Annotated in this window: 17 protein-coding genes; 6 read left to right on the top strand and 11 right to left on the bottom strand. The window is 68.9% G+C overall.

The annotated features are described in order from the left end of the window. Nucleotides 1–90: 90 nt before the first annotated feature. Both SACAZDRAFT_RS15085 and SACAZDRAFT_RS15080 read left to right on the top strand, forming a co-directional pair. Entirely contained in the window at nt 91–2,046 is a 1,956-nt protein-coding gene (locus SACAZDRAFT_RS15085) for a 2-oxoacid:acceptor oxidoreductase subunit alpha (RefSeq protein WP_005443108.1), read from the top strand. Then, nucleotides 2,043–3,107, top strand: a complete 1,065-nt coding sequence (locus SACAZDRAFT_RS15080) for a 2-oxoacid:ferredoxin oxidoreductase subunit beta (RefSeq protein WP_005443106.1) — start codon at nt 2,043–2,045, stop codon at nt 3,105–3,107. The genes SACAZDRAFT_RS15085 and SACAZDRAFT_RS15080 overlap by 4 nt, the downstream gene beginning before the upstream one ends. 97 nt (nt 3,108–3,204) lie before the next feature. On the opposite strand, the gene SACAZDRAFT_RS15075 is transcribed toward SACAZDRAFT_RS15080, so the two are convergent. Both SACAZDRAFT_RS15075 and SACAZDRAFT_RS15070 read right to left on the bottom strand, forming a co-directional pair. After that, nucleotides 3,205–4,317, bottom strand: a complete 1,113-nt coding sequence (locus SACAZDRAFT_RS15075; RefSeq protein WP_005443104.1) for a sunset domain-containing protein — start codon at nt 4,315–4,317, stop codon at nt 3,205–3,207. 13 nt (nt 4,318–4,330) lie between these two features. Then, nucleotides 4,331–5,350 carry a polyprenyl synthetase family protein gene (locus SACAZDRAFT_RS15070; RefSeq protein ID WP_005443102.1) on the bottom strand — a complete coding sequence of 340 codons (1,020 nt, stop codon included), beginning with the start codon at nt 5,348–5,350 and terminating at the stop codon, nt 4,331–4,333. A 245-nt stretch (nt 5,351–5,595) separates the two neighbouring features. Between SACAZDRAFT_RS15070 and SACAZDRAFT_RS15065 the strand changes: the two genes are divergently transcribed. From SACAZDRAFT_RS15065 to SACAZDRAFT_RS15050, 4 genes are read left to right on the top strand one after another with little or no spacing between them, the layout of a single operon-like run. Next, complete coding sequence (locus SACAZDRAFT_RS15065) at nt 5,596–6,063, top strand: hypothetical protein (RefSeq protein WP_232286279.1); 468 nt, start codon at nt 5,596–5,598, stop codon at nt 6,061–6,063. Continuing rightward, nucleotides 6,060–6,677: a DUF3558 domain-containing protein gene (locus tag SACAZDRAFT_RS15060; RefSeq protein ID WP_040927783.1), complete on the top strand. Its 618-nt coding sequence runs from the start codon at nt 6,060–6,062 to the stop codon at nt 6,675–6,677. Before SACAZDRAFT_RS15065 ends, SACAZDRAFT_RS15060 begins: the two co-directional genes overlap by 4 nt. A 12-nt stretch (nt 6,678–6,689) precedes the next feature. Beyond that, on the top strand, nt 6,690–7,901 hold the full coding sequence (locus SACAZDRAFT_RS15055; RefSeq protein ID WP_005443092.1) for a hypothetical protein: 1,212 nt from the start codon (nt 6,690–6,692) through the stop codon (nt 7,899–7,901). Nucleotides 7,902–7,904: 3 nt separating this feature from the next. Continuing rightward, a complete protein-coding gene (locus tag SACAZDRAFT_RS15050; RefSeq protein ID WP_005443089.1) occupies nt 7,905–8,600 on the top strand; it encodes an ESX secretion-associated protein EspG in 696 nt (231 codons plus the stop codon). Nucleotides 8,601–8,681: 81 nt separating this feature from the next. On the opposite strand, the gene nuoN is transcribed toward SACAZDRAFT_RS15050, so the two are convergent. The 9 genes from nuoN to nuoF are packed head-to-tail and all read right to left on the bottom strand — an operon-like array spanning nt 8,682 to nt 20,782. After that, nucleotides 8,682–10,253, bottom strand: coding sequence for an NADH-quinone oxidoreductase subunit NuoN (gene nuoN, locus SACAZDRAFT_RS15045; protein ID WP_005443086.1), 1,572 nt, complete (start codon nt 10,251–10,253; stop codon nt 8,682–8,684). 8 nt (nt 10,254–10,261) lie between these two features. Continuing rightward, nucleotides 10,262–11,866 carry a complex I subunit 4 family protein gene (locus SACAZDRAFT_RS15040; RefSeq protein WP_005443084.1) on the bottom strand — a complete coding sequence of 535 codons (1,605 nt, stop codon included), beginning with the start codon at nt 11,864–11,866 and terminating at the stop codon, nt 10,262–10,264. Further along, nucleotides 11,863–13,761, bottom strand: coding sequence for an NADH-quinone oxidoreductase subunit L (gene nuoL / locus SACAZDRAFT_RS15035; RefSeq protein ID WP_005443082.1), 1,899 nt, complete (start codon nt 13,759–13,761; stop codon nt 11,863–11,865). Before nuoL ends, SACAZDRAFT_RS15040 begins: the two co-directional genes overlap by 4 nt. 22 nt (nt 13,762–13,783) lie before the next feature. Then, the gene (gene nuoK / locus SACAZDRAFT_RS15030) at nt 13,784–14,083 is read right to left on the bottom strand and encodes an NADH-quinone oxidoreductase subunit NuoK (protein WP_005443080.1); all 300 of its coding nucleotides are present in this window, start codon (nt 14,081–14,083) and stop codon (nt 13,784–13,786) included. Continuing rightward, on the bottom strand, nt 14,080–14,982 hold the full coding sequence (locus SACAZDRAFT_RS15025) for an NADH-quinone oxidoreductase subunit J (RefSeq protein WP_005443079.1): 903 nt from the start codon (nt 14,980–14,982) through the stop codon (nt 14,080–14,082). Before SACAZDRAFT_RS15025 ends, nuoK begins: the two co-directional genes overlap by 4 nt. Then, nucleotides 14,979–15,545: an NADH-quinone oxidoreductase subunit NuoI gene (gene nuoI, locus SACAZDRAFT_RS15020; RefSeq protein WP_005443078.1), complete on the bottom strand. Its 567-nt coding sequence runs from the start codon at nt 15,543–15,545 to the stop codon at nt 14,979–14,981. The genes SACAZDRAFT_RS15025 and nuoI overlap by 4 nt, the downstream gene beginning before the upstream one ends. Beyond that, entirely contained in the window at nt 15,532–16,920 is a 1,389-nt protein-coding gene (gene nuoH / locus SACAZDRAFT_RS15015; protein WP_198283943.1) for an NADH-quinone oxidoreductase subunit NuoH, read from the bottom strand. The genes nuoI and nuoH overlap by 14 nt, the downstream gene beginning before the upstream one ends. Nucleotides 16,921–16,934: 14 nt before the next feature. Beyond that, nucleotides 16,935–19,496, bottom strand: coding sequence for an NADH-quinone oxidoreductase subunit G (locus SACAZDRAFT_RS15010; RefSeq protein ID WP_005443076.1), 2,562 nt, complete (start codon nt 19,494–19,496; stop codon nt 16,935–16,937). Next, entirely contained in the window at nt 19,493–20,782 is a 1,290-nt protein-coding gene (nuoF, locus tag SACAZDRAFT_RS15005) for an NADH-quinone oxidoreductase subunit NuoF (RefSeq protein ID WP_005443075.1), read from the bottom strand. The genes SACAZDRAFT_RS15010 and nuoF overlap by 4 nt, the downstream gene beginning before the upstream one ends. Between the last annotated feature and the right edge of the window lie 38 nt (nt 20,783–20,820).

Below are 20,820 nucleotides of genomic sequence, written 5' to 3'. Positions count from 1 at the left end.
ACAGGGTCCGACGAGGCTGTCGAACGACAAGTAATGTCGAGGTATGAGCGCGTCGTGCGCCGGTATCCGGAGAGAGGGATTTGCTGACCCATGACCACTAGCGCAGGCGACGGTGACGGCGTCAGGAGTGCCGACGCCCCAGACGGGGAGAAGGCGGCCACGGGGTCCCGTCCGACCGAGGTCAGCCGACTCGACCGCGTCGTCATCCGATTCGCCGGCGACTCGGGCGACGGGATGCAACTGACGGGTGATCGTTTCACCTCCGAGGCTGCCGCGTTCGGCAACGACCTCGCCACGCTGCCCAACTTCCCCGCCGAGATCCGAGCGCCGCAAGGCACCATCCCCGGGGTCTCCAGTTTCCAGGTCCACTTCGCCGACTACGACATCCTCACCCCGGGCGACCGCCCGGACGTCCTGGTGGCCATGAACCCGGCCGCGTTGAAGGCCAACATCGGCGACGTGCCCCAGGGCGGCATGATCATCGTCAACACCGACGAGTTCACCAAGCGCAACCTCGGCAAGGTCGGCTACGACGCCGACCCGCTCAGCGACGACTCGCTGTCGGCGTTCGAGGTGTACGAGGTCGCGATGTCGACGCTCACCCAGGGCGCGCTCGCGGACACCGGGCTCGGCAAGAAGGACGCCGAGCGCTGCAAGAACATGTTCGCGCTGGGCCTGCTCTCGTGGATGTACCACCGGCCCACCGAGGGCACCGAGGCGTTCCTGCGGGAGAAGTTCGCCGCGAAGCCGCAGATCGCCGAGGCCAACATCCTGGCGTTCCGGGCGGGCTGGAACTACGGCGAGACCACCGAGGCGTTCAAGACGACGTTCGAGGTGGCGCCCGCGAAGCTGCCGAAGGGCACCTACCGCCAGATCACCGGCAACACGGCGCTGGCGTACGGCATCGTGGCCGCGGGCCGCCTGTCCGACCTGCAAGTGCTGCTCGGCACGTACCCGATCACCCCGGCATCGGACATCCTCCACGAGCTGTCCAAGCACAAGAACTTCGGCGTCATCACGTTCCAGGCGGAGGACGAGATCGCGGGCATCGGTGCCGCGCTCGGCGCCTCCTACGGTGGCGCGCTGGGTGTCACGTCGACGTCCGGGCCGGGCATCGCGTTGAAGTCCGAGACCATCGGCCTCGGCGTGATGATCGAGCTGCCGCTCGTGGTCATCGACGTGCAGCGGGGCGGCCCGTCGACGGGTCTGCCCACCAAGACCGAGCAGGCCGACCTGCTGCAGGCCATGTACGGCCGCAACGGCGAGTCGCCCGTGCCGGTGGTGGCGCCGCGCTCGCCCTCCGACTGCTTCGACGCGGCGCTGGAGGCCACGCGCATCGCGCTGACCTACCGCACGCCGGTGCTGCTGCTCTCCGACGGCGCCATCGCCAACGGCTCCGAGCCGTGGCTGATCCCCGACGTCGAGAAGCTGCCCGACCTGCGGGTGACGTTCGCGGACAAGGCCAACGCGCTCGACGGCTCCGACGAGTTCTGGCCCTACGTGCGCGACCCCGAGACGCTGGCCCGCGAGTGGGCCATCCCGGGCACTCCCGGCCTGCAACACCGCGTGGGTGGTCTGGAGAAGGCCGAGGGCAAGGGCAACATCTCGTACGACCCCGACAACCACGACAAGATGGTGCGCCTGCGTCAGGCCAAGGTGGACGGTATCGACGTGCCCGACCTGGAGGTCGACGACCCCAGCAACGGGCAGGCCCGCGTGCTGGCGCTCGGCTGGGGCTCCACCTACGGACCCATCGGCGCCGCCTGCAGGCGCGTGCGCCGCAAGGGCATCCCGATCGCGCAGGCTCACCTCCGGCACCTCAACCCGTTCCCCGCGAACCTCGGTGAGCTGCTGCGCTCGTACGACACCGTGGTCGTGCCCGAGATGAACATGGGGCAACTCGCCGCGCTGCTGCGGGCGAAGTACCTCGCGGACGTCCACTCCCACACCAAGATCGCGGGTCTCCCGTTCAAGGCCGAGGAACTGGAGCACGTGTTCACCGACATCGCCGACCGCACAGCGAGCAAGGAGGCCGTGGTCAAGTGACCCAAGTCGACCTGGGTCTGCCGGCCCTCGGCGGGCTCGACCTCGTTCCCACGACCGACGAGAAGCAGAAGACCAAGGACTACAAGTCCGACCAGGAAGTCCGGTGGTGCCCGGGCTGCGGCGACTACGTCGTGCTCAACACCATCCAGTCGTTCCTGCCGACACTCGGGCTGAAGCGCGAGAACATCGTCTTCGTCTCCGGCATCGGATGTTCGAGCCGTTTCCCGTACTACATGAACACCTACGGGATGCACTCGATCCACGGCCGCGCCCCGGCCATCGCGACCGGGCTGGCCACCGCGCGGCCCGACCTCTCGGTGTGGGTGGTCACCGGTGACGGCGACGCGCTGTCCATCGGCGGCAACCACCTGATCCACGCGCTGCGCCGCAACGTCAACCTCAAGATCCTGCTGTTCAACAACCGCATCTACGGGTTGACCAAGGGCCAGTACTCGCCCACCAGCGAGTCGGGCAAGGTCACCAAGTCGACCCCGATGGGGTCGCTGGACACGCCGTTCAACCCGATCTCGCTCGCGGTGGGCGCGGAGGCGTCGTTCGTCGCGCGCGCTCTCGACTCCGACCGCAAGGGCCTCACCGAGGTGCTCACCGCCGCGGCGCAGCACCGCGGTTCGGCGTTCGTGGAGATCTACCAGAACTGCCCGATCTTCAACGACGGCGCGTTCGACATGCTGAAGGACGCCGACGAGTCGGCCCGCCGCATCATCCCCCTCACGCCGGGCGAGCCGATCCGGTTCGGCCCGGAAGGCGAGTTCGGCGTCGGCCGCACCGGCTGGGCCGGGCTGGAGGTCGGCAAGGTCTCCGAGATCGGCGAGGAGAACCTCGTGGTGCACGACCCGACCGTCGCCGACAGCTCGTACGCGTTCGCGCTGTCGAGGTTGAGCGACGAGTACCTCAGCTACACGCCCACGGGCATCTTCCGGCAGGTCAACCGCTCGACCTACGACGACCTGGCGCGCACGCAGGTGGAGGAGGCCGCGAAGGCCAAGCCCGCCGACCTGCAGGCGCTGCTGACCGGTAAGGACACCTGGACGGTCGACTGAGTCTCCGAACGAACGAAGGGGCACCCACGAGCCGCGTGGGTGCCCCTTCGGCGTTCTCGGACTGTTCTCGGACTGTTCTCGGACTGTTCTCGGACTGTCAGGATTCTGACGGAGGCAGCGGCCGGAACCCGACGCGTTCGGCATCGGCCGGGCTGCGGAACCACACCTCGGCCACCATGCGCGGGTAGTCGGGCGAGTCCTCGGTGCAGTAGCGCAACGTCGTGACACTCGCTTTCACCGGGAAGTCACCGGAGGGCCGGCCACCACCCGGCTTGGGCATCGCCGAGCCGGGCCCGAAGGGACCGGGCGGGAGGCCCGGGGCGGAGGTGTCGCGCGCGGACGGCGCCGCGGTGGACGGTGCGACCGTGGGCTCGAACAGCGAGCCGCCGCGGCCGGGCTGGGGGCCGGGGTCGCGGCGGTCCACCGAACGCATCGACGGCTGGCTCGGCTTGACCGGCTCGAAGCTCTCCATCTGGGTGCGCCCGGGCTGCCGCTTCGGCAACATCGTCGTGCGCTCCACCGGCTCCTCGTGCTCGACGGGAGTGTCGTCCCCGGCGAGCCTGTCGCCGAAGGCGTAGGCGGGAGGCGTGTCCTCCGGCTCGTCGAGCGGCGCGGGCTCGAAGAGACTGCCGCCGCCGCGACCACCGCGACCGGAGTCGGCGTCGTCGGGCGTGCCCGGCGGGGGCTCGACGTCGAGCGCTCCACCGCGTGCGCTTTGGATCCGGGTGGGCTCGTCGACGGCGCGCGTGGTCGGGTCGTTCAACAGCCCGCCCGCGCTGCCCTCCACACCGTCGTCAAGGCTGTCGTCGAGCTCGTCAAAACGCGCGAAGTCCTCGTCGAGGTCGTCGATCTCGGACTTCGGCGTGCGCCCCTGCAGACTGTCGCGTTCGGGCCAGCTCGGACCGGCGGCGAGGTGCTCCGTGGCCTCGCGCGTCGGCTCCGAGGGGTCGGGCGCGGGTTCGAAGTGCCTCGTCGGCGGGGTGGCCGGCTCACGCCCCTTGTCGTCGGCACCGTCGGTGGCGCGCACCGGCGGCGCCACCCGCGTGCGCTGCGCCGTTCCCGGTCTCGACGCGCCCTCCGTCAAGGCGAGCCGACGTTGCAGCTCACCGATGCGCTTCTGCGCGGGCCGCACGAGGAACAGCCAGGCGAGGAACGCTCCGAGCACGAAGGCGACCGCGCTGAACACCCAGACCTGACCGAAAACGGACATGACGGTTGCCTTCCTAGTGAGTCCGTGCGACGAGGTAGTCGGCGACCGACTCGCACGCCTCCCTCGCCGACGAGGGCGGCAACGCCGCGAGCTCCTGCTGTGCGCGCCGAGCGTAGTCGGCGAGCGTGGCTCGCGTGCGTTCGAGACCACCCGATCGGCGGAGCAGGTCGAGGGCCTCCTCCACCAGCGCCTCGTCGGTGAGAGGCTCGGCCAGCAGCTCCACCAGCCGCGGGTCGGGGTCGTGCGACAACGCGTAGTGCATCGGCAACGTCCGCACACCCTCGCGCAGGTCGGTTCCCTGCGCCTTGCCGGACGCCTCGGGCGGAGACGCGATGTCGATGATGTCGTCCGAGATCTGGAACGCCGTCCCGACGATCTCGCCGAACCGGCGCAGCGCCTCGATCTGGTCCGGCGTGGCGCCGGAGAACATGCCGCCGAACCGGCCCGCCGTCGCGATCAGCGAACCGGTCTTCTGCCCGATGACGGACAGGTAGTGGTCGACGGGGTCGTCGCCGGGCTGCGGCCCGACGGTCTCGCGCATCTGCCCGGTCACGAGCTCGCCGAACGTCTCGGCGATGATCCGCGCGGCGTCGGTGCCCAGATCGGCCACCAACCGCGACGCGTGCGCGAACAGATAGTCGCCCGTCAGGATGGCGACGCTGTTGTCCCAGCGCGCGTTGACGCTCGGGGCGCCCCTGCGCATCGTCGCCTCGTCCATCACGTCGTCGTGGTACAGCGTGGCGAGGTGCACGAGTTCCACGGCAGCGGCCGCAGTGATCACGGCGTCCCGGCTGCCGCCGGGACCGAACTGCGACGCCAACAGTGTGAACATGGGACGGAAGCGTTTGCCTCCGGCGTCCACCAGGTGGCGCGCGGCCTCGTCGATGGCCGCGACGTCGCTGCTGGCGACGCCGCGAAGAACGGCCTCCACGTCGTCCAGCCCCGCGACGAGCGTCCGCAGCAGCTCCTCGTCCGCGATCTGCAGCCCGACTGCAGCGCGCAACTCGTCGATGGTGCCATCACGCACTGACACGTCGGCTCCGCCCTTTCGGCCCTGTGGTCACGGTCCTCACCAGCCTAATGGGCGGAGGTCGCGGGCTGATGACCCGCAGGTCGCTCGCCACTTCGTGAGAACCACAACACGGCGATGTATCGTGCTACACGCGCGCGTCATTTCAGGTGAACCGGACCCTCGATCGAGCCCGAGCCCGCGGACGACTGCGCTAGATTGCCCTGCGGCACCACGCAGTGAGCCAGGTCACACCAATGGGGGTATCCGTGACCGAGATCGACGGCATCGTTCATCCAGCCGACTCCGTCTACACGCCACAGACCGCCACACCGCTCTTTCCAGTGCCCAGAGCAGGAGATCTCTTGCTCTTCCGGGCCGACGTGAGCAACGCCGTGATCGCTCAAGCCGTCCGTGACGGCGACGGCTTCGCCTTCGACGCCGACAGCCTCGAACGCCTCGCGGCGATGTGGGACGACTTGGCCCATCGGTACACGGAAGCCGTGCGGCTGGGTCGCGATCTGGTGTCAGTGGAAGGGCCCGGGCTCGAGTACGCGAGTACCAACCATGCCGAGAGATTGCGAGCCTCCGGTCAAGCTCTGCAACAGGCCTTGAGTGAGCGCGCCAGGTATTGCGAGGACTTGAGAGACAAATTCCACGCAGCGCACGGCAGATACGTCAACGCCGAGGACGATGCCGAAGCCACGGTGACACAGGAGAAAGGCAAGTTCGAATGAAGCACCTCAGAGCCGCGGTGCCACTAACCGTCACTGCACTCGTCGCAGGCTGTTCGAGTACGCCGGGCGACGCAGCGCCGGTCGTGCCGTCGACTTCGCTCGATTCGCGGCCACTCTCGACGGCTCTCCAAGCACCGACTGTCCCGAAAGTCGATGTTCCGCTCACGCTCGAGCCTTTCCTCGCCGATCCATGTGTCTCACTGACAGACGACCAAGTCATCGAGTACCTCGGCAACCCGGCGGAAACAGAGCTGGGGACAGAAAACAGCTCGGGACCGTCCTGTTCCTGGTATTCCGGCATGCGTAGCAACGCCCAGATTTCGATCACCTATCCCCGGCTCACCGACGAAGGTCTGACTGCGATCTACCGGAACAGGGACGTGCACGCGTTCTTCGACGAGGCGGAACCGGTGAATGGTTATCCCGCGGTCTCGTACGGCGGCGTCGACAATCGCGACGAAGGTGAATGTCTCATCACCGTCGGTACCAGCGACTCCGACTACGTCAACATCGACGTCTATCTCGGCGACGGATCCGTCGGGCGAGTCGATCCCTGCGACGCCGCACACGAGGTGGCCACCGCCGTCATCGACAACATCAAGGCAACCAACTGACAGCGGGTGATCATGGCATTCGAAGAACCGCTCACGGCTACCGAGATCTACGAGCAGGTCACCAGCGGCGAGGGCCCCCGCAAGTTGGCCGCCGCCGCCGAAGCCGCTACCCGACTCCGACGAGCGCTCGCCGACCTCGCCGCCGACGTCCGCGCCGCCGCCGACGAGACCGATCGGGAGTGGGAAGGTGATGCGGGAAGCCGCGCCGCCGTGCTGGCGATGCCGCTCGCGTTGGCGTCGGAGACCGACGGCGCACTGCTGCAGGGCCTCGACCGCACGATCTCCGACCAGATCACCGCCTTCGCCCGAGTCCACGACAGCGTCGTGCCCGTGCCGCCTCAGCCGCCGGCACCCACCAAGGACGACGTGATCGGCAGCCTGCTCGGTGACGACTCCTACCGGGAGCGACTGCAGGCCTACGACCGCGATGCCACGAACAACGTCGCCGCGTTCCGCTCCTACCACCAGGCCAGTACGGCCAACAGCGACGCGACCCCCCACCGTTACTCGCCGCTGCTGTCCGCCGAAGCGCTCACCATCCGGCGGACAGATCCGAGTGCAACGGCCTCGGACAACGCGGTCGGTCCACCTCCGCCCGCACCTCCGGCGGCGGAAATCGAGTCGGCTGCCGAGCTCTCGCACACCCGACACTCCGAGCACTCCGACTCGCCACGCACATCCACCCCCACCCCGGCCGGTTTTCCCGACCGGCTGACCGAGTCGGTGGGCACGCCGACCGAGAGCGGCCCGGCACCCGCGCGGAGCGGCGTCACCCCAGCCGCTGCCCACACGTCACCGTCCCCTGTCCCGGAACCGCCCCTCTCCACCGGCGAGGCATTCGGCTCGGGACGACACGGCTCAATCCTCGCTCCGGGACAACACCCCGACGCGGTCGCGACCACCGACCCACACGGCCGGGTCGGCAATCCCGCACCGCGACCGATCCCGTCACCCGGCAGGGGAAGTGGCGGCGTCGGGGCCGGCGGACCCGATGACTCCGGCCGCAGCCGTTCCGGCACGACATCCACACCAGGCACCGCCCCCGGCGTATCGGCGCGGAGTGCCGCCGGTATGCCGCCGGGAGCCACCGGTCGTCCCAGTGGTGGTGCCGACCAGGAGCGGCGCCGCCCCGCGTACCTGCGCGACCCCGATCCCGACGACACGTACAAGGACCCGCTGCCGAAGACCGCGCCACCCGTCGTCGGCGACAATCCGTCGAGGTGAACCGTGACGGTCGAGCTGGCCCTGCACACGCTCCTCGACGCGCTGTCGACCATCGGGCGCCACAGTGCACACGCGGTCTTCTCGGGTGGCGCCCGATACGTCCCGCCGTCCGCGGCGCCGACCGTGGCGACGGAAGCCGCCGCCGAACTCGCCGCTGCGGGCCTGGCCGAGGGACACCGGTTCTCCCCCGAGTTCGAAGACCTCCTGCACGTGCTCGCGCGACCGCACACCGAGTACTTCGCCCACGTGCGCTCCAGCGAGGACCAGCACCACTCGCTCGTCGCCGCACGCGGCCGATCGGTGGTCGTCGCGGTGCGAACCGGCGAACGCGTCCAGCTCGACCTCACCGCCGCCCGCGCCCTGCCCGCCGTGCTCGTCGACACCCTTCCGCCCGCCGACGTCCCCTCCTTCGAGCCCTTCCGCGTGCACACGCGTCAGCTGCGAGGAGAACCCGACGACAGCGACGGGAGAACCCTGCACGATCTGCTCTCCCGGCCCGCGAACGGGCTCGGCTACCTCCACGTCGCACGACACCCGGACGGCAGCGAACGCCGCGAGGCCCCGGGGACCGTGTGCTACCTCGACGTCGACCTCGGCAGAGTCGGGCTTCACCGCGACGGTGACCACATCACCGTGTTCCCGGGAAGCCCCCGCGGGCTCACGTCCAGCATGGTCGACCTCCGAGCTACCTTGGACTGAACGAATCCGCGTGAAAGGGCACCTACGCCCGAACATCGGCGTAGGTGCCCTTCAGCGACAGCTGGTCAGCTCGACCTCACCTCAGGACGTGAGGGAGAAGCCACCCGCCCCGGCCCAGTCGAGCGCGAACGTCGGCGCGATGCCCAGCAGCAGCGTCACCACCACACCCAACGTGATGGCCGCCGTGGTGAACGTGCCCGGCACACTCACCGTGGGGCCGTCCTCGGCCGGCTTGGAGAAGTACATCAGCACGACGACGCGCAGGTAGAAGAACGCCGCGACCGCGCTGAACACCAGACCGATCACCACCAGCGGCGCCATGCCGTCGGACAGGGCCGCCGAGAACACGACGAACTTGCCCACGAACCCACTGGTCAGGGGAATCCCGGCGAGCGCGAACAGCAGGAACGTGAACGTGGCCGCCAACACCGGCGAGCGCTTCGCCAGGCCCGCCCACGCCGAGAGGTGCGTGGCCTCGCCGCTGCCGTCGCGCACCAGCGAGATCACCCCGAACGCGGCCAACGTGGTGAAGCCGTACGCGAGCAGGTAGAACAGCGTTCCCGACAGCCCGGCGTCCGTCAGAGCCATCGTGCCGATGAGCAGGAACCCGGCGTGCGCGATCGACGAGTAGGCGATCATGCGCTTGACGTCCGTCTGCGTGAGGCCCAGCACCGCGCCGATCAGCATCGACACGATGGCGACACCCCACATCACACCGCGCCACTCCCAGTGGGTCGACTCGAACGCGACCGTCAGCACGCGCAGCATGCCGCCGAACGCCGCGACCTTGGTGCACGCGGCCATGAAGGCGGTGATGGGCGTCGGCGCGCCCTGGTAGACGTCCGGCGTCCACGTGTGGAACGGGCCCACGGACGCCTTGAACAGCAGACCCACCATGAGCAGACCGAGCCCGGCGAACAGCAGCGTGTCGGAACGGTCGGTGCCCGCGGTGGCGTTCGCGATCTCCGAGAGCCGCACCGAACCGGCGTAGCCGTAGAGGAGCGCGAGACCGTAGAGGAAGAACGCGCTCGCGAACGCGCCGAGCAGGAAGTACTTCACCGACGCTTCCTGCGACAGCAGCCGCCGCCTGCGCGCCAGCGCACACATCAGGTAGAGCGGCAGGCTCAGCACCTCGAGCGCCACGAACATCGTGAGCAGGTCGTTGGCCGCCGTGAACGCCATCATGCCGCCGAGCGCGAACAGCGTGAGCGGGAAGACCTCCGTCGACATCGACTGGGTCTTGGCCTGTTCCTTGTCCTGGAACGTGCCGGGGCTGATGCCCGCCTCCGCCACGAAAGCACCACCGCGCTCGACCGTGCGGTCGGCGATGAGCAGCAGCGCCGCGACGGACAGGGCGAGCAACGTGCCCCACAGGAACAGGGCGGGCGCGTCGACGGCGAGTGTGCCGCTCAACGTCGTCGTGCCGTGCTCGGGAGCGTCCGGGAGGTACAGCGCGAGCGCCGCACCGGCACCGACGACGGCGAGCAGGCTCAGTGCGACCTGCGCCGTCCACCGCTGGTGCTTCGGCAGGAACGCCTCCAGCAGCACCCCGACGCACGCCACACCGAGCACGATCACCAACGGCATGATGGCCGGGAAATCGATGGCGGGCGCCTCGATCGGCCCCTGCTGGGCGAGATGAAGGTTCAACACGGCTGGGATTACCTTTCCTGCACCGCTTGCAGTGTCGCTTCCACCGACGGTGTCACCGTGTCGAGCACCGGCTGCGGGAAGAACCCGAGGCCGACGATCAACACGACGAGCGGTGCGAGCACCGCGATTTCCTTGCCGGACAGGTCACGGATCGCCTTGCGGGTCGTGGTCTCGGTCTTCTCCGGGGCGACGGCCGTCGCCGTACCGCCGTCCCCGCTCCCGACGGTGCTGCCACCGTCCGGTGGCAGTGGGCCGTCCGACACGTCGACGAGGGCGGCGCCCCGCACCGGCCCCGTCATGATCCGCTGGTACAGCCAGAGCACGTACGCGGCGGCGAGCACCAGGCCCACCGTGGCGATGATCGCGTACACCGGGCGCGAGTCGAACGCACCCAGCAACACGAGGAACTCGCTGATGAACGAGTTCGTGCCGGGCAGTGACAGGGTCGACATCCCCGCCAGCAGGAGCATGCCGCCGAGGATCGGCGTCAGCTTGAACATGCCGCCGTAGTCGGAGATCCGGGTCGAACCGCCGCGTGCGGCGACGATCCCGATGACGAGGATCAGCATGCCCGTCGCGAGGCTGTGGTTCAGCATGTACGTCGCCGACCCCACCGTGGCCTGCGGCGTGAACGCGAAGATGCCGAGCGCGATGAATCCGAAGTGGGCGATCGACACGTACGCCACGAAGCGCTTCATGTCCTGCTGTCCCGCGGCGAGGATCGATCCGTAGATCACGCCGAGCACGGCGAGCACGAGCACCATCGGGGCGAGTTCCACGCTCGCGTCCGGGAACATCGGCAGGCTGTAACGCAGGAAACCGAACGTGCCGACCTTGTCGAGCACACCCACCAGCAGCACCGTCACCGCGATGGGCGCCTGGCCCGCGGCGTCCGGAAGCCACGTGTGGAACGGCACCAGCGGAGCCTTGATGGCGAAGGCGAGGAAGAACCCGAGGAAGAGCCAGATCTGGGTCTGAAGCGGCGCGTCGCTCACCACCGACACGAGCGTGGCCCAGTCGAACGTGCCCTCACCGAGCTCGTCGACCGCCAGCGAGTACGCGCCGATGGCCGAGGCGAGCATGATGAGCCCGCCGAGGAACGAGTAGAGGAAGAACTTGACGGCCGCGTACTGCCTCTTCGGTCCACCGTAGAAGCCGATGAGGAAGTACATCGGCACGAGCATGATCTCGAAGAGGACGTAGAACAGGAACACGTCGGTCGCCGCGAACACGGCGATGGTCAGCGCCTGCTGCAGCAGGATCAGCGAGAGGAACCCGCCCGCGCTGCGTCCCTCGGGCAGCCGGTCGGTGGAGTTCAGCGCACCGATCACCACCGGCACCAGCAACGCGATGACCGCGATCATGACGAGCGCGATGCCGTCCACACCGAACGACAGGTGCACGCCGAGGGCGGGGATCCAGTCGACCGACGTGGCCAGCTGGATGCGGTCGCCACCCGGGTCGTAGGCGAGCCAGGTGGGCACGACCAGCAGCAGCTCCGCGACGGACACGCCCAGCGCGGTCAGTGTTGCCGCCCGGTCGTTGTTCCGCAGGCCGGCCACCACGAGGGCGCCGACCAGCGGCAGCAGGATCAGGGCAACGAGCCAACTCATGAGAACCTCACCAACAGCAGTGCGGCGACGAGCAGGAACGACCCGCCGAGCATCGACAACGCGTACGACCGCACGAACCCGGTCTGCATCCTGCGCAGGCGGCTGGAGCCGCCACCGAACACCGCGGCGAGCCCGTTCACCGCGCCGTCGACCCCGCGGTTGTCGAGGAACACCGCGAACCGGGTCAGCCACAGGCCCGGCGTCGCGACGAGCGCCTCGTTCAAGGCGTTGCCGTACAGGTCCTTACGGGCGGCCCGGACGGGCCAGGCCACGTTCTCCGGCCGCTCGACCGGCGTGGGCCGCCGACCGAACAGCAACCACGCCACCAGCACACCGACCGCGGACAGGCCCACGGTCAGCCAGGGCACCAGCGCGTGCGGCAGGACACCGCCCTCGGCCTCGATCAGCGGGCCCACCGAGGGCACGAGGAACTCGGCGAGCGTGTCGCCCGACATCAGCAGGAAACCCGCGGCGACCGACCCGACCGACAGCACGATCATCGGCGCCGTCATCAACGGTGGAGACTCGTGTGGCTGGAACGCGCGACCGTCGGCGGACGTCGTCTCGCGCCAGCGTTCCTTTCCGAAGAACGTCAGCAGCACGAGCCTCGTCATGTAGAAGCCGGTGATGCCCGCGGCCAGCAGAGCCGCGCCGCCGAACACCCAGCCGCGCCAACCCTCCTGGCCGAACGCGGCCTCGATGATCGCGTCCTTCGTCCAAAACCCGGACAGGAACGGGAACCCGATGATCGCGAGGTAGCCGAGGCCGAACGTGGCGGCCGTGATGGGCATCTTCTTCGCCAGGCCACCGAACTTCCGCATGTCGACCTCGTCGTTCATGGCGTGCATGACCGACCCGGCGCCGAGGAACAGACCCGCCTTGAAGAAGCCGTGCGTCAGCAGGTGCGCGATACCCAGTGCGTAGCCGACCGGGCCGAGCCCGACGGCCAGCATCATGTACCCGATCTGACTCACCGTGGAGTAGGCCAGCACCTTCTTGATGTCGTCGTAGGCGCAGCCGATGATCGCCCCGAGCAGCAGCGTGAACGCACCGACGATCGTGACGACCAGGCGCCCGTCCTCGGTGAGGTTGTAGATCGGCGACGACCGCGCGATGAGGTACACGCCGGCGGTGACCATCGTGGCCGCGTGGATCAGAGCCGACACCGGGGTCGGGCCCTCCATCGCGTCCGGCAACCACGCCTGCAGCGGGAACTGACCCGACTTACCGCACGCACCCAGCAGGAGGAGCAACGCGATCGCGGTGATCACGGCGGGCGACAGGTCGCCGATCCCGGCGAACACCTCGGCGTAGTTCGTGCTGCCGATGTACTTGAACATCAGGAAGATGGCCAGCGCGAGTCCCACGTCGCCGACCCGGTTCATGAGGAACGCCTTCTTCGCGGCGGTGGCCGCCGCGGGCCGGTCCTGGTACCACCCGATGAGCAGGTACGAGGCGAGGCCGACGCCCTCCCAACCCAGGTACAGCATCACGAAGCTGTTGCCGAGCACCAGCACCAGCATCGCGGCGACGAAGAGGTTGAGATAACCGAAGAACCGGCGCCGGTTCGCGTCGTCCGACATGTAGCCGATCGAGTAGACGTGGATGAGCGCACCCACACCCGTGATCAGCAGGACGAACGTCACCGACAGCGGGTCGATGCGCAGTCCGAAGTCGACCTGCAACGACTCGACGGGGATCCACGAATAGACCGTCGTGTCGGCGGCCTCGGACAGCGACTCGCTGAAGAACAGCGCCAAGCCGTAGACGAACGACGCGATGACCGTCGCGCAGCCCAGCAGGTGCCCCCACGCGTTGGTGCGGTGACCACCGACCAACAGGACGAGGGCGCCGAGCGCGGGAAACGCGACCAGCAGCCACGATGATGCGATCAAGGTAGTTCCCTGTGGTTGGAGGCTAGTACTTCAGCAGGTTGGAGTCGTCGACCGAAGCCGAACGCCGGGTCCGGAAGATCGACATGATGATCGCCAGCCCGACCACGACCTCGGCCGCGGCCACGACCATCACGAAGAACGCCATCACCTGACCGTCGATCGAGCCGTTGATGCGCGAGAACGTCACCAGCGACAGGTTCACGGCGTTCAACATCAACTCGATGCACATGAACACCACGACGGCGTTGCGGCGCACGAGGACGCCGACGGCGCCGATCGTGAACAGCAGTGCCGACAGCAGCAGGTAGTACGTGGGGTTCACTTGTCCTCCCCCTCGTCGGAGCCTGCGCCCTCACGCGTGTCGGAGCCGACGAGCGCCTTCGCGCCCGGTTCCTCCGACTCCGCGGCCAGCTGCTTGCGGTGCTCCTGCAGCTTGGCCGTGGGAGTCGACTCGATGAGCTCCGACAGCGATTCGGGCGCGACCGACCCGTCGGGCAGCAGCGCGGGTGTGGCCACCGAGTTCGACGTGGCGAACACGCCGGGGCCGGGCTTCGGCGACGGGCGCTCGTACTCGCCACGGAACCGGGCGACCACCAGTTCGCGCTGGCTGCGCTTGCCGCCCTTCATGTGGCGGGTGGTGAACGACAGCACCATGCCCGCCATCGCAGCGGTGATCAGCAACGCCGCCGTCAACTCGAACGGGAACAGGTAGTCGGTGAAGATCAGACGGCCGAGGCCGCCGGCGCCACCACCCTCCTCGCTCCACGGGTCGAGCGGCTGTGCGGGCGTGACGTTCGCGATGGCGCGGGTCAGCGCGGCGGCCAGCAACACGGCGACGCCGATCCCGACGAGACCGGCCGTCAGGCGTTGTCCTCGCAGCACCTCGACCACCGAGTCGGACGACTCGCGCCCCACCAGCATGAGCACGAACAGGAACAGCATCATGATCGCGCCGGTGTAGACGATGATCTGGGTGAAGCCGAGGAACTGCGCCCCCTGGGTGAGGTACAGCATCCCGAGGGAGAGCATCGTCAGCACCAGCCACAGCGCCGAGTGCACGGCGTTGCGGGCGAACACCATGCCGAGCGCCCCGGCCAACGCCAGCGGCCCGAGGATCCAGAACGCGACCGCCTCACCCGTGGACACACCGGCGTCGGCCTGCGCGAGCACGGTGTTCGTCAGCGGCGCGGTCAACGCCGTCAGCGTCATCCCGGTGGTCATTGTGCTGCCTTCTCTCCGGACGTCTCGACCACCTCGCCGGAAGGCACGCCGCGCTGCCGGGCGAGCTCGGGTCCCCTCACGTAGTAGTCCTGCTCGTCGTCACCGAGGCGCATCGGGTGCGGCGGCTGCTCCATGCCCGGGAGCAACGGCGCGAGCAGGTCTTCCTTCGTGTAGATCAGCTTCTGCCGGTCGTCGTCCGCCAGCTCGTAGAAGTTGATCATCGTGAGGGAGCGGGTGGGGCACGCCTCGACGCACAGGCCGCAGCCGATGCACCGCAGGTAGTTGATCTGGTAGTCCTTGCCGTACCGCTCCCCCGGCGAGTACCGCTCCTCGTCGGTGTTGTCGCCGCCCTCGACGAAGATCGCGTCGGCGGGGCACGCCCAGGCGCACAGCTCGCAGCCGACGCACTTCTCCAGCCCGTCCGGATGCCGGTTGAGCTGGTGGCGGCCGTGGTAGCGCGGCGCGGCCGGGGCCCCGATCTCCGGGTACTCCTCCGTGGCCACCTTCTTGAACATCGTCGCGAAGGTGACACCGAAGCCCTTGATGGGATCAAACATCCCCATCGCTGTTCTCCTTACCTGAGGTGACCGACGCCGGCTCCGCCCGCTCGGCTTCGTCGGCCTTCTCGGCCTCCGACTGTCCGTTCTCGACGGACTTGCGGGCCGAGCGCTGTTTCGCCTTCAACGCCTTCTGACGCGGGGTCGTCGTGGGCACCGCGAGGTCGAGCGGCGGCAACGGGTAGTCGCTGCCGGTGACGGGTACGGCGTCCGACTCGGGGGCCTGCTTCTCCGGCAGCAACAGGGTGAGCAGCACCAGGACGGCGATGATGATCCCGCCCACGACGAGGATCTGCGTGGTGGACACGTTGCCGTCGGTGCGCAGCGCCCTGATCGCGGAGATGACCATGATCCAGACCAGGCCGACCGGGATGAGGACCTTCCAGCCGAGCTTCATGAACTGGTCGTAGCGGAACCGCGGCAGCGTGCCCCGCAGCCAGACGAAGCCGAACAGCAGGACGGCCATCTTGCCGAAGAACCACAGGACCGGCCACCAGCCCTGGTTGAGCGGCGAGTCGAGGCCCACGAACGGGAACATCCAGCCGCCGAGGAAGAGCGTGGTGGCGAACGCCGAGACGATGACCATGTTGGTGTACTCGGCGAGGAAGAACATCGCGAACTTCATCGAGCTGTACTCGGTGTGGAAACCACCGACCAGCTCCGACTCCGCCTCGGGCAGGTCGAACGGCGCCCGGTTCGTCTCGCCGACCATCGAGATCAGGTAGATGACGAAGCTCGGCAGGAGCAGGTAGAAGTACCAGCCGCTCGCCTGCGCGTCCACGATCTCACCGGTGGACAGCGACTGGGCGTACAGCGCCACGCCCACGATCGACAGTCCCATCGCGATCTCGTAGGAGATCACCTGCGCGGCCGAGCGGAGCCCACCGAGCAGCGGATACGGCGAGCCGGACGACCACCCGGCGAGCACGATGCCGTACACCCCGACCGACGCGCCGGCCAGGACCAGCAGCACGCTGACGGGCAGTTCGATCAGCTGCAGCACGGTGCGTTCGCCGAAGATCGTGACCTCGGGCCCGAACGGGATCGCCGCGAGCCCGACCAGGGCGGGCACCACGGTGATGACGGGCGCGAGGAAGTAGATCTTGCGGTCTGCCGTGTCCGGAATGATCTGTTCCTTGAACGGCAGCTTGAGCGCGTCGGCGAGCGACTGCAGCCAACCGCCCGGTCCGACCCGGTTGGGGCCGGGCCGGTTCTGCATCCGGCCGATGACCTTGCGCTCGATGACGATGAGGAACACCGTCAGGATCGGACCGATCAGGAGGATGACGACGGCCTTCAGCAGGATCAACCACAGCGGGTCGTCCGCCAGCAGTTCCGCCCTCGTCATCGGCTCTTCGGCCTGCGCGAGGAAGGGAACCATCGAGGTCGCTGGGCTCACCGTTCACCTCCGGCAGCGATCGACACCACGGCGCCGTGTCCGACCCCGAGCGTGGCTCGGAGCTTCGAGTCCGGCGAGTTGCCCGGCAGCCACACGACGCCGTCGGGAAGGTCGGCGACCTCCGCGGGCAGCGTCACCGCGCCGCGGTCGGTGGACACCGTCACCGACGCCGGGTCGCCGAGCGAGTCCGCCAGGGAGCGCGGGATCCTCGCCACCACCCGGCGCGCGGTGCCCGCGAGGTGCGGCTCGTCGTCCTGCAGCACCCCGTCGTCGAGGAGCTGACGCCAGGTCGCGAGCAGCGCCTTCCCCGGCTCGGGCGACGCCACCGACGGGCTCGGCACGTCGGGAGCCGCGTGCGGTGCTCCGGCGAGGTCGTTCGTGCTCCGGGTGAAGTCGCCGGCCGCGGCGGCGGGCGTCTGCGTGAACAGGTCCGCGTCCATCTCGACGGCGAGCGTGTCGAGGACCCGGCAGTCGGGCAGCGCGCCGGTGCCGTCCAGCGTCACCGAGAACTCGCGCCTGCGCCCCTCCCAGTTGAGGTAGGTGCCCGACTTCTCGTCGACCGGCGCGATGGGCAGCACCACGTCGGCGTGGCCGGTGACCTCGCTGGGCCGCAGTTCGAGGCTGACCACGAAGCCGCAGCGGCGCACGGCTTCGAGCGCGAGCTCCGGATCGGGCAGGTCGGCGAGCTCCACACCGCCCACCAGCAGACCGTCGAGGTCGCCGTTGCGGGCGGCGGTGAGGATCGCCGTCGTGTCGCGACCCGGCTGCGCGGGCAGCGATCCGGCGTCGAGGTTCCACGCGCGTTCGAGCGTCGCGCGGGCGGCGTCGTCGGTGACGGCCGCCCCGCCGGGAAGCAACGTCGGCAGAGCACCCGCTTCGAGCGCACCCCGCTCGCCCGCCCGCCGCGGGACCCACGCGATCGGGGCTCCCGTGCGCTCGGACAACCGGTGCAACGCCGAGTACAGGCCGGGGATCTCGGCAGCCCGCTCGCCGACGAGCACGACCGAGCCCTCCGCCCGCAGCTGCTCGTCGACGTCGGGAGCGTGCTCCGCCAGCGCGTCGACGGCGCCCGCCTCGGCGCCCGGCGCGCAGGCCAGCAACTCGCCGAGGGTCTTCTTCACCGCCGGGGTGGTCCACTGACCGATGTGGACGAGCTTCGTGCCCTTGTCGCGGGCGCCCTTGCGCAACCGCAGGAACAGCACGGGAGCCTCCTCCTCCGGCTCGAACGCCACGCACAACACCAGTGGCGCGGCTTCGAGCTGGTCGAAGGTGACTCCGTTCTCCGGCGTGGTGCCGAGGACGTGCGAGGCGAGGAAGTCCAGTTCCTCCGCCGAGTGCGCCCGGGCCCGGAAGTCGATGTCGTTGGTCCGCAGCGCCACCCTGGCGAACTTGCTGTAGGCGTAGGCGTCCTCGACCGTGAGCCTGCCGCCCGGCAGCACGCCGGCTCCGCGGCCGTCGCGTGCCTTCGCCAACCCTTCCGCGGCCACCTGCAACGCCTCGGTCCACGAGGCCCGCTCCAGCTCGCCCGTGTCGCGGTTGCGCACGAGCGGGTGGCGGATGCGGTCGGCCGCCCCGGCGTACCGGAACGCGAAGCGGCCCTTGTCGCACAGCCATTCCTCGTTGACCTGCGGGTCGTCCCCGGCGAGGCGACGCATCACCTTGCCGCGCCGGAAGTCCGTGCGCATCGCACAACCCACCGAGCAGTGTTCGCACACGCTCGGCGACGACACCAGGTCGAACGGGCGCGAGCGGAACCGGTACTGGGCGCTGGTCAACGCACCCACCGGGCAGATCTGGATGGTGTTGCCCGAGAAGTACGACTGGAACGGCGTGCCACCGCTGGTCCTGGATGCGGACGTTTCTTGCGGGACACCCGCACCCGGTCGGCCTCGACGAGCGCGTCCCTCATTCTCGCTCGTCAGGCCTCCGAGGACGTCGGCGGTCTCGGACGTGCCGATCTGCTGCTGCGCACCGCGCTCCAGCAGGTCGATGAACGGGTCGCCCGCGATCTGCGACGAGAACCGCGTGCACCGCTGGCAGAGCACGCACCGCTCGCGGTCGAGCAGCACCTGCGTCGAGATCGGCAACGGCTTCGGGAACGTGCGCTTGCGGTCCTGGAAGCGGGACTCGGGCCGCCCGTGCGCCATCGCCTGGTTCTGCAGCGGGCACTCGCCGCCCTTGTCGCAGATCGGGCAGTCGAGCGGGTGGTTGATGAGCAGCAGCTCCATCACACCCTGCTGCGCCTTGTCGGCGACGGGCGAGGTGCGCTGCGTCTTCACCACCATGCCGTCGGCCACGGTCATCGTGCACGCGGCCTGCGGCTTCGGCATCGGCCGCCCGCCCATCTCCACCTCGACCAGGCACTGGCGGCACGCGCCCGCCGGGTCGAGCAGCGGGTGGTCGCAGAATCGCGGGATGACCGTGCCCATCCGCTCGGCGGTACGGATCAGCAACTCGCCCTTGGGGGCGACGACCTCCTCACCGTCGATGGTGAGCTTGACGTGGCCCTCGGGAACCGGGATCTCGTCCTTCGAGGCGGCCTCGGGTGCGATGGTCATGATGCTCCCACCAATTCGGGCGAGCTCGCCCGGTTCTTCTCACACAGTGCGACGAACTCGTCGCGGAAGTACTTGATGCCACTGGTGATGGGGCTCGTGGCACCGTCGCCGAGCGCGCAGAACGACCGGCCGAGGATGTTGTCGCAGACGTCGAGCAGCGTGTCGATGTCCTCTTCGGTGCCCCGGCCTTCGACCATGCGCTCCAGAATCTGCGCCAGCCAGTAGGTGCCCTCGCGGCACGGCGTGCACTTGCCGCACGACTCGTGCTCGTAGAACTGGGTCCACTTCATCACGGCCCACGGCACCGACACCGTCTCGTTGAACACCATCACGGCGGTCGTGCCCAGCATCGACCCGGCCTCGGCCGCACCCTCGAAGTCGAGCGGCACGTCCAGGTGCTCCGCGGTGAACAGCGGTGTCGACGACCCGCCCGGAGTCCAGAACTTGAGCGGGATGCCGTCCTTCATGCCGCCCGCCAGCTCCAGAAGCTCCCGCAGCGTCGTGCCGAGCGGGGCCTCGTACTGACCCGGCTTCTCCACGTGCCCGGAGATCGAGTAGATCTTCGGGCCGGGCGACTTCTCCGTGCCCATCTTCCGGAACCAGTCGGCACCGCCGTTGACGATGTAGGGAACGCTCGCGATCGTCTCGACGTTGTTCACGGTGGTGGGTGCGGCGTACAGACCGGCGGCCGCCGGGAACGGCGGCTTCAACCGCGGCTGACCACGACGACCCTCCAGCGAGTCGAGCAGCGCCGTCTCCTCACCGCAGATGTAGGCACCCGCGCCCGCGTGCACCGTGATGTCGAGGTCGTAACCGGTACCCAGGATGTTCTTGCCGAGGTAACCCGCCTGGTACGCCTCCCGCACGGCCGAGTTGAGCCTGCGGATCGGGTGCAACGCCTCCCCACGCACGTAGATGAAGCAGTGATGCGACCGCATGGCGTAGGCGGCGATCACACAACCCTCGATGAGCGAGTGCGGGTCGGCCATCATCAACGGGATGTCCTTGCACGTGCCCGGCTCACCCTCGTCGGCGTTGATCACCAGGTAGTGCGGCTTGTCCTCGTTCGGCGGCATGAACGACCACTTCACGCCCGCCGGGAAGCCGGCGCCGCCGCGACCCCGCAGCCCGGCGTCCTTGACCAGCTTCACCAGCTGCTCCGGGGTACCGGACAATGCCTTGCGCAGGGCCGTGTAGCCCTCCAACTTCTCGTAGGTCGCCAACCGCCACGACTGCGGCGAGAGCCACCGCTTCGTCAGAACCGGGGTCAAAGCATCCGCTGTCATTTCGCCTCCACCTCGCCCTGCGGGACACCCTCCCCTAC

This window comes from Saccharomonospora azurea NA-128, from assembly GCF_000231055.2.
Taxonomy (GTDB): Bacteria; Actinomycetota; Actinomycetes; order Mycobacteriales; family Pseudonocardiaceae; genus Saccharomonospora; species Saccharomonospora azurea.
Note: the sequence above shows the minus strand (reverse complement) of the source record. Positions and strands in the feature narration are given on the sequence as shown.